The sequence below is a fragment of the Phytobacter cepae genome (assembly GCF_054165735.1).
This window is the reverse complement of record NZ_CM135107.1, coordinates 3,230,781-3,243,983: the sequence shown is the minus strand read 5'-3', so window position 1 is coordinate 3,243,983 and position 13,203 is coordinate 3,230,781. Positions and strand designations below refer to the sequence as shown.

The window sequence follows — 13,203 nt, the reverse complement described above, 5'->3', positions numbered from 1 at the left end:
ACAGTTTTAATGCCAGTCCGCTCTTGGGTAAATAAGCGTTTGAAAATACTGTTTAATTTTCTCGGCGTTAAGGGCGTGGGGCCATTGCCACCGCGCCCCCTTTTCCAATCAAAGCGAATAGCGTGACGCCGGTTTCCCGTTTCGCGATGCACTGAACAGCGCCAGCCGCGCCTCTTCCCACGACTGCCAGAGCCGCAGGTCCTCCACCGGAGGGAGGGTCACTGATTCACCGCGATCCCAACCCACCAGGGCCGCATCCACTAATGCTTCGGTCGTCATGACCGATCCTTCCGGCAGCTGTTCCAGAGTGATATTCGAGTGGTCCCAAATCTCTGTCGCGGTGGCGGCAGGCAGCACCGCCTGAATGCGGACGCCGGTCTCGGCAAACTCTTCCTGCAAACCCCGTGTGAAGTTAAGCACCCAGGCCTTGGTGGCGCTGTAAACGGCGCTACCCGCGCGGGCATGAAAAGCGACCACCGAGGCGATATTGATGATGCTCCCCTGGTTACGCTCCACAAAGCGCGGCAGTACTGCGAGGGTTAAGCGCATCAGCGCCGTTGTGTTAAGGGTATTGATGGCTTCGTGGGCTGCTGCATCGCTGGCTAAGAAGGGGGCGAGGTTGGCGGCACCCGCGTTGTTCACTAACACATCAATGGCCCTGGTTTGACGCAATATCTCCTCAATCGCGCCAATCCCTGCCGCAGTGGCGAGATCCGCTGACTGAACGGTGATACCTACGCCGTAGCGCTTCGTGAGCGCCTCTGCCAGCGCATGGAGTTTTTCCGTGCGCCGTGCCACCAGAAGAAGGTCATACCCCCGGGCGGCAAATCTGTCTGCATAGACGGCCCCAATACCGGAAGAGGCGCCGGTGATAAGCGCAGTTGAACGTTGTGCAGCCATGGTGTTACCTCATTGCGTAGAATGGTTTTATAATGAAACTAAATTCAGCATGAGATATTTAGTTTTATAATGCAACCAAACAGGGCGGCAAATCGTGCGCTTAACAGAAAGTGGATGTTAACGTTATGCTTTATCGGTGCCCGGCAGGCGAGGCGTAACCTCTTCAGGGCGTAGGGTGCGGCCATCTTCAGCCATCAGTTTTAGCGTCTTGAGGGGGCGACGCGACTGGGTATCGACCAGCACGGTGCTTAACTCATCGCTGGCATAAAGGTAGTGATTGCCCCACTGAGACAGGGCAACCAGCACGGTTTGCAGCGCCCGGCCTTTCTCGGTTAAGCCGTACTCCTGCCATGCGCTGCCATCCGAGGCGGGTTGCATCTGCAAAATACCTTCGTCTACCAGCAGTTTTAAGCGGGTGGTCAGCATATTTTTGGCGATGCCGAGGCTCTTCTGAAACTCGCCGAAGCGCGTCACGCCGCGCAGGGCATCGCGAACAATCAGTAAAGACCACCAGTCGCCAATGATATCCAGAGAGCGGGCGACAGGGCAGGTACTGGCTTCGAGACGGGTGCGTTTCATAAATCCTCCGGTTAGTGGTTTTATTATAAAACTACTGAGCGGTTCAGGGATACCCGAACCTGCGTGCGGCGTCACGAATGTGCGTCGGCTCCCGGCAAACCATCACAAATCTGTCACACTTTCCCTTCACCACTATCAGGATGAGGAAATCAGGATGAAGTATTCACTCTGGACGCTTGCAGTTGCCGCCACGTTCCCCTTTGCTGCAGGAACGCAGGCGCAAACGACGCCACCGGGCTATCAGCTTGAGCAAGTACTGATCATGAGTCGCCACAATCTGCGCGCGCCTCTGGCCAATAATGGCAGCGTGCTCGAACAATCCACCGCCAAACAGTGGCCTGAGTGGGACGTGCCGGGTGGGCAATTGACCACCAAAGGCGGGGTTCTGGAAGTGTACATGGGCCATTACATGCGCGAGTGGCTGGCAGAAAATAAGCTGGTGACGTCCGGTGAGTGCCCGACGCCCGGTGCGGTTTACGCCTACGCCAACAGCCTGCAACGTACCGTCGCCACAGCGCAATTTTTCATTACCGGCGCGTTTCCTGGCTGTGATGTCCCCGTCCATCATCAGGAAAAGATGGGCACCATGGATCCTACCTTCAACCCGGTGATAACCGAAGGTTCCGCCGCTTTTAGTGAGCAGGCAGTGAAAGCTATGGAGACCCAACGTCAGCACGATTCCCTCAACGAAAGCTATCAGCTGCTGGAGAAAATCACTCAGTTTAACGAGTCACCCTCCTGCAAAGAGAAACAGGTTTGCTCTCTTGCCAGTGGTAAAGATACTTTCAGCGCCAAAGTGCAGCAGGAGCCTGGCGTCTCCGGGCCGCTGAAAGTGGGTAACTCACTGGTCGATGCGTTCACGTTGCAATACTACGAAGGCTTCCCGCTGGACCAGGTGGCCTGGGGCGAAATTAAGTCTGACCAACAGTGGCGAGTGCTGTCGAAACTGAAAAATAGCTATCAGGATTCGCTCTTTACCTCGCCGGCAGTGGCGCAAAACGTGGCAAAACCGTTGGTGAAATACATTGATAAAACCCTGGTCACCGATGCGGCAAACGCCGCCAAAATCACCATTATGGTTGGGCATGACTCCAATATTGCCTCCCTGTTGACGGCGCTCGATTTCGCGCCATATCAGTTACATGACCAGTATGAGCGCACACCGATCGGCGGCAAAATTGTCTTCCAGCGTTGGAACGATCCGGCGGCGAAGCGGGAGTTAATGAAAATTGAGTACGTTTATCAAAGCAGCGATCAACTGCGGAATGCCGAGGTGTTAAGCCTGAAAGCACCGGCGCAGCGGGTCACGCTGGCGTTGAAAGGATGCCCGATAGACGATAATGGTTTTTGTCCGCTTGAGAAATTTAATACGGTTTTAAACGCGGCGGCGAAGTAAGAAAAGCCCCCGCAGAACGCGGGGGCAACACGGATTAGACGTTTTTACGCTCGATGGTTTGTTCACCCCAAAACAGCGAGTCTTTGTCGGTTTTATCAAAGGCGCGCACCAGCACTTCATCGCTGCCTTCTTCCCAGATTTTCTCTGCCAGCACCTCGTCATACTCCGCCACTTCGAAAATGGCTTCGGCAATTTCCGGCGAGGTATTACGCAAGCTGGCCCATTCCCCAACGCGATGTGCTTTTGCTTCTTGAGTTGGCATATTAATCCTCCTGTAGAACATTAGCCTTTGAGTTTGACCGCCAGACCGGCGACATATTCCCCTTGATACCGGGCGATGGACAGCTCTTCCTGGCTTGGCTGCCGTGAGCCATCGCCCCCTGCAATGGTGGTCGCCCCGTAGGGCGTGCCGCCGCGAACCTGTGACACATCGAACAGCTCCTGGGCAGCATAACCAATCGGCACAATCACCATCCCATGATGTGCAAGGGTAGTCCATGTAGAGGAAATCGTGTGCTCTTGACCACCACCGGTTCCGGTGGAGCTGAATACGCTGGCGAGTTTGCCGTAGAGCGCGCCGGAGGCCCAGAGCCCCCCCGTTTGATCGAGGAAGGTTCGCATTTGCCCGGACATGTTGCCAAAGCGAGTCGGCGTACCGAAGATAATCGCGTCGTATTCCGCCAGCTCTTGCGGCGTGGCAACGGGCGCAGTGTGGGTTTTACCCCCTGCTTTGGCGTAAGCTTCGGCGGACATGGTTTCAGGCACCCGCTTAATCACTACGTCCGCCTTGTCCACCTTGCCTGCGCCTTCTGCAATGGCCTGAGCAAGGGTTTCGACGTGTCCATACATGGAGTAGAAAAGGACCAGGATCTTTGCGCGACCGGATTCGGAATTTTGCATTTTTCAACCCTTCGTTGCGATGAGAACTTCATTGAGTGTAGCAAACGAAAATTCTCGCCTCGTATGCAGAGTGCCACAACATCCATCACGAAGGGTTAATTCAGACTAATGGCCAGGCGTAAATTCGAAACGGGCGACTTCCAGAAAGCCTGCCTGCTGAATAGCCTGCGACAGTTCATGGTAATACGCTTCCAGACCATAGGTTCTGACGGCTTCCAGGGCGGTGCGGATGGGGGCGCAAAAAATTTCTGCGTTGCCGGCTGCCACCTTTTTGTTGTTAGGGGGTAGTTCGCCCGTTATCGCCTTGAACCAGGTACGGGCTGAGCCCTTAAGTGCACCGGGCGCTTTAGCGATATCTTTATAGCCGGTGAGAATGTTCATGGTCGGGAATTGATTTTGTTCGACGGCAGAAGCCATTCGCTCAACGAACTGCTGGAACTGGTCAAAGGAGCGAAGATCTTCCACTCTTGGCGCCGTCGATTTGCGATTCTTATTGCCCAGTTTACTGGCTGGCTGCTTTATTTCATCAAAGTGGGTCGATTTCACTTTATCCAGTTGCAAATCAAAAAGAAGATTGCAGTGGATACGGCGTTCTTTGACATCCACAAAAGTCTCAAGAAATTCTTTAATAAAGGCGACGATGGGCAGATCGTACATCTCATTATTAATAAGCCACTGTTCACGAAGAAAACGTCCAGGCTCAGGGTACCAGGCGGGTTTTTCACTGACTGTAGTCATTTTACCTTTGCCGTCGAATTCAATGAACTCAGCGCCATCAGCAAGGGAAAAGCAGCAGTTTTTTAGCTTAGGTAACGGCGAACCCGCTGCGAAATCAATGGTGCCAAGCAGCCAGTCCACAACCGTTTGTGAAATCGAAAAGGTAGTGTCGTTGTCTTCGCGGATGACGGCGCTAAGGTCGGCAGGCGTGTTAACCCCGGGACGGATGCCCGTGATTTGTAGGAAGATATGAGGCATTTTATAGTTTTCCTGTTGTGTTTACCCCGCCTATGCTAGCACAGGAGAAGTCAACAGGGCATTAACAACAAGTGTTGCATCAGTCCATGATAAGACAGTGCACTATAAAATGATTAATTCGACAGCTTACAGACCGCCAGTCTGACAGTCTGTAAGGACGTTGTTTACTTCATGTAGCCCATAAATCTCCCAGACTGCATGAGCGCTACTTTGCCTGATTTATAGACAATTAAGGTGTTTAACCCCTGGCTGTAGGTCAGATTACCCTGATCGTTAGCATCCAGTGCTGCCGGTTTACCGTCGACGTAAACCTGTTGCCCGCGAATGTTAACCGTCAGGCCATAGCCCTTGAGCGTGCGCGTTTTTGTAGACTGCGAGGCGTGAGCAGCCCCAGGCTGGGCTGGGGAAGCGGCATAGGCCAGCATCGAGAGTCCGTACGCCGTCAAACCGAGCAGAATAAGTACCCCAATATTGAGGCGTTTATACGTTCTGGTCATGGTAATTAGTCCTCGCTATGGTGAGAAGAGTGATGTTTTTTACCCGACAGATCGACCGCTGCGGCATTACGGTAGGCCTGCGCCATAGCCTGATCGTTGATGCCTTGTTTACGTGACTGTTCAACCTGGTAACAGGTATCGCGGGAGATGCCTTGCGCTTCGCATTCATGCATGCGATCGGCTGAGGATTGGCACCCTGTCAACAGGCCGCTTGCAACCACGAAGACCCAGAAAAATTTTTGCATGTCATTACCCCTGTTCAAATAACGCTGTCGCAACCTGGGCCGAAGCTCGCTGTTGCAAATTAGAAAAGCGATTGTCGATTTCGCCTCGGGCGTTCAGCGTGGTCTCTTTTAAGAGGTTCATTCAGCGCCTTGCCTCAAAAAGGGCGCCGGAGCGCCCTGTTAATCTACCGATCAGAATGAAAATCAGAAGTCGCCGGAAAAACCAACGGAAGCCATATAGCCGCCATCCATTGAGGTAGATGCCTGCACGGTGGCAGCCGTGTGTTCGGTGAAGCCATGAGAAAGACCGCCAGCCAGTGCCGCACCCTCGCCGTTTGCCGTGCCCACTGACAGCGCATAGGCATCGTTAGAGTGATAGTGAAGACCGGTCATCGCCGCCGCGTTATTAAGACCTTTTTTCAGATCTTCGCGGGTGTCATCAATGCGTTTCGCGTTGCGGTCAATGCGTTGGCTGTTGTTGTCGATACGTTGGGTGTTAGAGGAAATCGCTGCCGCATTGTGATTAATCGCGACGGCTTCGCGCTGGATAAATTCACCCTGTACAGCCTGTTCGGAACGCACACCCCGGATAGCGGTTTCGTTGGCCGCCACTTTTTTCTGCGTGGTGGTATCGGTTTCTACCTTCGTAACAACGGTGGTTACCCCGTCTTTACCCTGTACGCCCTCTTTGCCGTCAACACCATCGCGGCCGATAACCGCCGCGACGTGCTGGTTCGCAGTACGCTCACGGTTGGCCTGCGCCATTTCGTCACCCTGCAGTTTTGCCGCGTTGGCACTGATGTTCACACGATCTTCATCAATGCGCATGTTAGTAATCTGAATCTGCCCGGTCTGAACGTCGTTGGTACGATCCTGCCTGGTAAGGGCAGCGGTGTTGGTTTTTACCTGATCCTGCGTTGCGGTGTCGGTTTCGACTTTAGTGGTGGTGATGCCATCTTTGCCGTTAAGACCATCTTTGCCATTTAGACCGGCGACGCCCTGAATGCCCTGAGCACCGTCTTTGCCGTTAAGACCATTGATGCCGTCCTTCACGCTGTTGGCATGATCAATCGCCGCCGACAACTGAGCCTCACGACGAGCCGTATCGTTGTTACCTGCATCCAGGTGAGAAGAACGGTCAATAAAGGGGGTAGCGGTAGCGCTGGCATGTGACAGCACGCTCTGAGTTGGGTGTTGGTCAGCAGTACGGTTTTGATTATCAATCGTTTTCTCGATACCCACCAGACGATTCACCTCTTGCATGTGCGCTTTGATGCGTGCAGCGTCGCTTTCAGCCTGGTAGTTAGAGTCAAGGTGCGTTGACAGGTCAAGAATTCCGGTCGCTGGGCGTTGAGGTTGAAGGGTAACAACCATGGATTGACCTACCGTTTGGGCTGTTGCCGGGCCGCGTGAATACTCCGTATGTGCACCCTCTTGATAGTCGTTGGTATAACGCGTCTCCTGAGAATAGTCATACTGACGAGCCTCTTTTTGCGTCTGAGCATCCAGGGTGGCCCACATGGAGCGTCCTTCTGCAAAAGTAATTCTGTGAGAGGCAAGGCCATCTACGAGGTCGATTGCCTGATTGATATCAGCGTATACAGGCGCAGACAGGGTAAAAGCGGTGGTTACTGCCAGAGCGATAATAGTCTTACGGTTAGTATTCATTTTTCAACATTCCAACAGATTCGTTAAGATTAAATGTCTTTAATAAGGCTTATCTAAGCCTTCGATGTCGCGAATCCTACTCTTGAAATAGATTGAATCAAGACTTTTTTGTGATAATTGTCACACAATAATATAAGATTTTGAAAAACAGATGAAAATACTTTTCTCATTTACACTTCTTTAGACTAAAAATAGTTTTGTTACTTTAAGGGAGTCTTCAGGCAGCAATCAGGTACTTGAATAGCGGGGAGGGTTGAGTGGGCAATCATCAGGTTGTCTTGGCTTACTCTAATTTTCGTACGAAAGTGTATTTTTTGACTGCTTAAGTCTTTTTGTTGTCTTTTATGGGGCATAAAATGTCCTGTGGCGGTTAATGCCCGCGCTTAAAACCCATGGCTGACTGCGAGAAAGCGGCAGGTATGAACAAAGCGCCCCGTGATAATGAGGGCAAAAATAACAGTTGGGCTGTTGCAAATTGACACATTTTTAACGCAGCCGTTTTCTTAATACATCAGAGCGGCTTATTAATTTTCAGTTTGGATATTCACGCATTTGTGCAGATTTGGTGTTGCAGAATATTACGATCCACTGGCTGAATAGCCCGTGTTCACTAAGATTAGATCCACGTGTCGCAGCCAATGGCTCTGCCATCGCGGCACGCGGTGAAAGATTCCTCTTTTACTGAATGCAATATGATGACTAATGTTTCACACAACCGGAGGTTCGAAATGGCAAACCATCGTGGTGGTTCAGGTAATTTCGCTGAAGACCGTGAAAGAGCATCAGAAGCAGGTCGTAAAGGTGGCCAGCACAGCGGGGGGAATTTCAAAAATGATCCTCAGCGCGCCTCAGAGGCTGGTAAAAAAGGGGGCAAAAGTAGCCATGGTAGCAGCCGCAGCAGTTAGCGTTGCCGCACCCTGGTGACGACGTTTTTTTGCGTCGTCAAACAGCCGCCGGGCTTACCCCCGGCGGTTTTTTTATGGGACTTACAGTTGAACAAAAGTGTGCGACAACGCACACTAACGGTTTACGTTAACCGGTCAGTAACATGCGTGCCTCTCGTTTAAAGTTTTCCATTTCACCACAGGAATCCCTGCTGATCCTCATCACCATGTTCTGGGGCGGTACGTTTCTCGCCGTACAGTATGCGGTCACGCTGAGCGGTCCCTTCTTCTTCGTCGGCCTGCGTTTTGCCACGGCGGCGTTGGCGGTCGCGCTGTTATCCCTCAACGTGTTGCGCGGTATCACCTGGCTTGAGGTTAAAGCGGGGGTGGCGATAGGCATCTCTATTGCGCTGGGTTACAGCCTGCAGACCTGGGGACTCCAGTCAATCTCCAGCAGTAAATCGGCCTTTATTACTGCGATGTATGTTCCGCTGGTGCCGCTTCTGCAATGGTTGTGTCTGGGCCGCATGCCTGGGTTGATGTCCTGCACAGGCATTGTGCTCGCCTTTATTGGCCTGATTTTGCTCGCCGGGCCGGAAGACAACATGCTCGCGCTCGGGGAGGGCGAATTGATAACGCTGGCCGGTGCACTGGCGATTGCCGCGGAGATTATTTTGATCAGCGCCTGGGCTGGTAAAGTGGATGTGCGCCGCGTGACGGTAGTGCAACTGCTCACCGCCTCGGTGGTGGCATTCAGCTGCATGGCGCCGGCGGGTGAATCCATTCCTGAATTGTCACCTTCTCTACTACTGGTCGCAGCAGGTCTGGGGATTTTTAGCGCGATTATTCAGGTCACCATGAACTGGGCGCAGCGCAGCGTGTCTCCCACCCGCGCCACGGTTATCTATACCGGAGAGCCCGTCTGGGCAGGGATCTTTGGTCGACTGGCAGGGGAGCGCTTGCCGGCGCTCGCCCTCCTCGGCGGGGCGTTTATCGTGGCCGGTGTGCTGGTGAGCGAACTGAAACTGAAAAAGCGGAAAAAAGCGGCGCTGGATGCTGCGCCGGAAGAGTCCTGATGGCGTTAACACGCCGGGCGGGGAAGAGTGTGGTAGTTACGGTTAAACCACATTAAACCGTCCGGGGCCGGAAGATGGGCAATGTCTTCAATCGTACAAAACAGGATATCGTGCGTACCCACGCTCACCACCTGGCTGATTCGGCAATCGAACGACGCCAGTGCCCCTGCCAGGCGCGGACAGCCGGTTTCACCGGTTTGCCACTGTGCCGCTCCAAAGCGCTCAGCCATTGACGTCTTGCCACCGAACAGGGTGGAGAGCGCCTCCTGACCGGCCGCCAGCGTATTGACACACAGCGCCTGATTTTGACTGAATACCGGCCACACCGACGCGGAGCGGTTGAGACACACCAGCAGCGTCGGCGGTGAATCGGTGACGCTACAGACCGCGCTGGCGGTAAACCCCGCCTGGCCTGCCGGGCCATCGGTAGTGATGATATTGACCGCCGCGCCCACGCAGGACATGGCATCACGAAAATGTTGTTGGCTGATTCCCATCCATCCTCCTTACAGCAGCTGGCAGGCGTCATCAAACGCCAGGCGCGGCAGACGACCAAAGAGTTTACCTTCATCGCCATAGCCAATATTCACCAGCAGAGTGCTGCGATAACCGCTGTCGGCAAAGAAGGTTGCGTCAACGATATCACGATCGAATCCCGACATCGGCCCGGTGTCCAGCCCCAGCGCGCGGCAGGCAAACAGCAGATACGCCGCCTGCATGGCGCTGTTACGAAATGCCGTCTCGTACGCCATCTCGGGGCTGGAGGTGAACCAACTCCGCGCATCACCGTGCGGGAATAACTCCGGCAGACGGTCATAAAACTGCGGGTCCCAGGCGACAATTGCGGTGACCGGCGCACTCAGCGTTTTCTGCAGATTGCCGCCGGAAAGCGCCGGGCGCAGCCTCTCTTTTCCTTCCGGCGTGCGGATAAACACAAAGCGGGCCGGGCTGCAGTTGGCCGAGGTGGGTCCCATCTTCAGCAGATCATAAATTTCGTGCAGTGTGGCATCGCTGATCGTTCTGTCCAGCCAGCCGTTGTGGGTGCGCGCCGTGGTAAACAGGGTATCCCGCGCGCTTTGATTAACGGCTTCACTCATAAATACTCCTTTTGCAACGGTACCGTCGCGGGTAACAGCGTCGTCAGCCCGTCGAGCAGCAGGCCGTTAAATTCATCGCTTTCGCTGACATTACAGGCATGCCCGCCGCGGGCCATGACAATGAGTTCACTCTGGCTAATCGTCGCCTTTAACCTTTGCGAACAGGTCCAGGGCACCAGCATGTCGTCCTGAGAACAGACGATGAGGGTCGGGCAACGGATCAGGTCAGCCGTCGTACTAAAGTCGGCATTTTTCAGGGCCTGCAAACGGCAGCGAAGATTATGCTCACCCTGAAAATGGGCCAGCGCCAGCGCTTCTTCCGCTTCCATTCGTGGTGCGTGGGCAGAAAGCCAGTCCGCCGGGTAGAGAAAAAGCGGCTGCGCCTCGACCCACGCCTGCGGACCACCTGCCAGCAATAATCGTTCGCGAATCTGAAAACAGCGCCGGGTATGCACATCCAGCGACAGCCAGCCATTCACCAGCACCAGGGCGCTGACTGCCTGCGGATAATCCAGCGCAAGCTGCATCCCTACCAGGGCGCCCAGCGCATGGCCAATCACGCAAAACCTGTCGATCCCCGCCTGTTGCAATGCACTGAGCAACTCATTCGCCATATCGCCTATCTGGTAGTTGTCCGGCAGCGTGGCGGGATTGTCGCCGGTGCCGCACTGGTCATAACAGACAACCTGAAACTGTGCCGCCAGGGCGTCACGTTGTGCCAGCCAGTAGCTGCCCGTCCCTCCCAGTCCTGAGATCATCACCACCACGGGCGCACCCGCTCTGGGGGGCGAGGTAAAGGCAAGTTTCATGGTTGCCTCACTTGCCAACATGGGCGACGGTAGCAATCTCGACCAGCGCTTCTGGCTTTACTAGCCCGCACTGAATGCAGAAACGTGCAGGTTTATCGCCGGGGAAAAACTCCGCATACACTTCATTAATCGCGGCGTAATTTTTCCAGTCGGTGATAAAGATGCTGTTGAACGTCACATCCTCCATCGTACCGCCCGCCGTCTCGATAACGGTACGAATCGTCTCGAGGACGTGGCGGGTTTGCGCCTTTGGGTCATCGGGGAAAACCACGTTATTTTGTTTGTCGAACGGTAGCGTACCGGAGACATAGACAATGCCGTCCGCCAGGGTACCCGGGACAAAAGGGGCTATTGGGGTGGTGGTGCCCGGCGGAATAATGACCTGTTTTGGCATGAGCGTGCTCCTAAGCGATTTTCACAAGGTTTTGCGGGGAGAGGGTGGCACAGAAGGTGTCGACGTCACTGACCCAGCCAAAGAATGTTTCGATGTTAAACAGCGCTGCCTGCTGTGCGAATGCCGGGCCAGCCTGATGGGTTGCGTCTTCAAGTACGATGCCGAAATACTCCAGGAAGAAGCCGTCGCGCAGGGTAGACTCCACGCAGACGTTGGTGGCGATACCGGTAAAGACGAGATGGCGGATGCCACGACTGCGTAAAATGCTGTCCAGTGGGGTGTTGAAAAAGCCGCTGTAGCGCGGTTTTGGCAGCACGATGTCGCCATCCTGCGGCACCAGTTCATCCACCAGTTGGTAATCCCAACTGCCTTTGGCCAGCAGCGTGCCCTGAAGCTCAGGCTGTTTACGCATGGTTTTCAGGGCGTTGGATTTGTAGTAGTTGGGCGAACCGGGTCCACCGGCCTCAACGTACTGATCGTCCCAGCCGTTCTGGAACCAGATTACCTGCATACCTGAGGCGCGGGCAGCGGCAACGGCGGTATGGATCTTCGCAATCACCGGGGCGGTGGCAGACACGTCAAACCCGGCGAGATCGAGGTAGCCGCCTTTACTGGCATAGGCATTTTGCATATCCACCACAATCAGTGCGCTCTGGGCAGGCGTGAAGGGGATGGCTTCCGGGCGGGCAGGTAAGGTAATCATTACGCCACCTCCCGTGTTGGCGCAGCAATGTGGTGACGACACTGCATCAGGGGCTGAATGCGCTCGCCAAAATCTTCCACGCCCTGCAGGAAATCATCAAAGGTCAACAGCACACCATCGGTACCCGGCACGGTGGCAACGTCATCCAGCATTTTCGCGACCGTAGCGTAGGAACCGACCAGGGTGCCCATGTTGATATTGACCGCCGACGTCGGGTCTGCCATCTGACGCACGTTGGTGTCGCTGCCGGAGCGGGTATCTTTCTGGCTTTGTTCGGTCAGCCATGACAGGGCTTCATCATCGGCACCGGCTTTGTAATGCTCCCATTTGGCGCGCGCCGCCTCGTCGGTCTCATCGGCGATAATCATAAACAGTACGTAGGAGCCGACATCGCGGCCGGTTTTCTGTGCCGCTTCGCACATGCGCTGGGCGGTGGGGGCAAACGCCGTGGGCGTATTGACGCCTTTGCCGAAACAGAAGTTGTAATCTGCATAGTGTGCAGAGAAGGCCATGCCAGCATCGCTCTGCCCGGCGCAGATCACTTTCATCGGCGTCGACGGCTGTGGGCTAACGCGGCAGTCATTCATGGTGAAAAATTCACCCTTAAAGTCGCTTTTGCCAGTGCCCCATAAATCACGCAATACCTGTACATACTCCGTCAGGTAGTCATAGCGGCGGGAAAAGTACTCGTCGCCCGGCCACATGCCCATCTGCTCATATTCCGGTTTTTGCCAACCGGTCACCAGATTGACGCCAAAACGTCCACCGGAGATCGAGTCAATGGTCGAGGCCATGCGCGCAACAATCGCCGGGGGAAGGGTCAGCGTGGCTGCGGTGGCATAAATCTGTATACGTGAGGTCACGGCGGCGAGTCCGGCCATCAGAGTGAAGGATTCCAGGTTGTGATCCCAGAACTCGGTTTTACCACCGAAGCCGCGCAGCTTGATCATCGACAGGGCAAAGTCGAAGTGGTAGTGCTCCGCCTTTTGTACGATCGCCTTGTTCAGCTCGAAGGTCGGTTTGTACTGGGGCGCATGAGTGGAAATGAGCCAGCCGTTGTTACCAATCGGAACGAAAACACCAATTTTCATCTCGTACCTC

The 13,203-nt window shown here is 54.5% G+C and carries 17 protein-coding genes; 3 read left to right on the top strand and 14 right to left on the bottom strand.

The window, feature by feature from the left end; translation table 11 throughout:
* Positions 1-108: 108 nt before the first annotated feature.
* Both ACUY4Q_RS15310 and ACUY4Q_RS15305 read right to left on the bottom strand, forming a co-directional pair.
* Positions 109-900: an SDR family NAD(P)-dependent oxidoreductase gene (locus tag ACUY4Q_RS15310; RefSeq protein WP_458043592.1), complete on the bottom strand. Its 792-nt coding sequence runs from the start codon at positions 898-900 to the stop codon at positions 109-111.
* 123 nt (positions 901-1,023) lie between these two features.
* Entirely contained in the window at positions 1,024-1,479 is a 456-nt protein-coding gene (locus tag ACUY4Q_RS15305) for a winged helix-turn-helix transcriptional regulator (protein ID WP_458043591.1), read from the bottom strand.
* A 154-nt stretch (positions 1,480-1,633) separates the two neighbouring features.
* Here ACUY4Q_RS15305 and agp point away from each other — a divergent pair, with 154 nt between their 5' ends.
* A complete protein-coding gene (gene agp, locus ACUY4Q_RS15300; protein ID WP_458043590.1) occupies positions 1,634-2,875 on the top strand; it encodes a bifunctional glucose-1-phosphatase/inositol phosphatase in 1,242 nt (413 codons plus the stop codon).
* Between the two features lie 34 nt (positions 2,876-2,909).
* Here the strand turns inward: agp and ACUY4Q_RS15295 are convergent, their stop codons facing one another.
* The 6 genes from ACUY4Q_RS15295 to ACUY4Q_RS15270 all read right to left on the bottom strand — a co-directional run bounded on the left by ACUY4Q_RS15295 (position 2,910) and on the right by ACUY4Q_RS15270 (position 7,139).
* Entirely contained in the window at positions 2,910-3,137 is a 228-nt protein-coding gene (locus ACUY4Q_RS15295) for a YccJ family protein (RefSeq protein WP_458043589.1), read from the bottom strand.
* Between the two features lie 20 nt (positions 3,138-3,157).
* A complete protein-coding gene (gene wrbA / locus ACUY4Q_RS15290) occupies positions 3,158-3,775 on the bottom strand; it encodes an NAD(P)H:quinone oxidoreductase (protein ID WP_458043588.1) in 618 nt (205 codons plus the stop codon).
* Positions 3,776-3,880: 105 nt separating this feature from the next.
* A complete protein-coding gene (locus tag ACUY4Q_RS15285) occupies positions 3,881-4,750 on the bottom strand; it encodes a hypothetical protein (RefSeq protein WP_458043587.1) in 870 nt (289 codons plus the stop codon).
* A gap of 164 nt (positions 4,751-4,914) precedes the next feature.
* Positions 4,915-5,247, bottom strand: a complete 333-nt coding sequence (locus tag ACUY4Q_RS15280) for a hypothetical protein (protein ID WP_458043586.1) — start codon at positions 5,245-5,247, stop codon at positions 4,915-4,917.
* Positions 5,248-5,252: 5 nt separating this feature from the next.
* Positions 5,253-5,492 carry a hypothetical protein gene (locus ACUY4Q_RS15275; protein ID WP_458043585.1) on the bottom strand — a complete coding sequence of 80 codons (240 nt, stop codon included), beginning with the start codon at positions 5,490-5,492 and terminating at the stop codon, positions 5,253-5,255.
* Positions 5,493-5,675: 183 nt separating this feature from the next.
* Positions 5,676-7,139 (bottom strand): hypothetical protein, encoded by a 1,464-nt coding sequence (locus ACUY4Q_RS15270; protein ID WP_458043584.1) that lies wholly within the window; start codon positions 7,137-7,139, stop codon positions 5,676-5,678.
* Between the two features lie 728 nt (positions 7,140-7,867).
* Here ACUY4Q_RS15270 and ACUY4Q_RS15265 point away from each other — a divergent pair.
* Positions 7,868-8,044, top strand: coding sequence for a con-10 family general stress protein (locus ACUY4Q_RS15265; protein WP_458043583.1), 177 nt, complete (start codon positions 7,868-7,870; stop codon positions 8,042-8,044).
* Between the two features lie 143 nt (positions 8,045-8,187).
* Positions 8,188-9,099 (top strand): DMT family transporter, encoded by a 912-nt coding sequence (locus tag ACUY4Q_RS15260; RefSeq protein ID WP_458043582.1) that lies wholly within the window; start codon positions 8,188-8,190, stop codon positions 9,097-9,099.
* A gap of 5 nt (positions 9,100-9,104) precedes the next feature.
* Here the strand turns inward: ACUY4Q_RS15260 and rutF are convergent, their stop codons facing one another.
* From rutF to rutA, 6 genes are read right to left on the bottom strand one after another with little or no spacing between them, the layout of a single operon-like run.
* Positions 9,105-9,596 (bottom strand): NADH-dependent FMN reductase RutF, encoded by a 492-nt coding sequence (rutF, locus tag ACUY4Q_RS15255; RefSeq protein WP_458043581.1) that lies wholly within the window; start codon positions 9,594-9,596, stop codon positions 9,105-9,107.
* Positions 9,597-9,605: 9 nt separating this feature from the next.
* On the bottom strand, positions 9,606-10,196 hold the full coding sequence (locus ACUY4Q_RS15250) for a malonic semialdehyde reductase (protein ID WP_458043580.1): 591 nt from the start codon (positions 10,194-10,196) through the stop codon (positions 9,606-9,608).
* Positions 10,193-11,005: a pyrimidine utilization protein D gene (rutD, locus tag ACUY4Q_RS15245; protein ID WP_458043579.1), complete on the bottom strand. Its 813-nt coding sequence runs from the start codon at positions 11,003-11,005 to the stop codon at positions 10,193-10,195. Before rutD ends, ACUY4Q_RS15250 begins: the two co-directional genes overlap by 4 nt.
* Before the next feature lie 7 nt (positions 11,006-11,012).
* Positions 11,013-11,399 (bottom strand): pyrimidine utilization protein C, encoded by a 387-nt coding sequence (gene rutC / locus ACUY4Q_RS15240; RefSeq protein WP_458043578.1) that lies wholly within the window; start codon positions 11,397-11,399, stop codon positions 11,013-11,015.
* Positions 11,400-11,409: 10 nt separating this feature from the next.
* The gene (gene rutB / locus ACUY4Q_RS15235; RefSeq protein WP_458043577.1) at positions 11,410-12,102 is read right to left on the bottom strand and encodes a pyrimidine utilization protein B; all 693 of its coding nucleotides are present in this window, start codon (positions 12,100-12,102) and stop codon (positions 11,410-11,412) included.
* Positions 12,102-13,193: a pyrimidine utilization protein A gene (gene rutA, locus ACUY4Q_RS15230; protein ID WP_458043576.1), complete on the bottom strand. Its 1,092-nt coding sequence runs from the start codon at positions 13,191-13,193 to the stop codon at positions 12,102-12,104. The genes rutB and rutA overlap by 1 nt, the downstream gene beginning before the upstream one ends.
* Between the last annotated feature and the right edge of the window lie 10 nt (positions 13,194-13,203).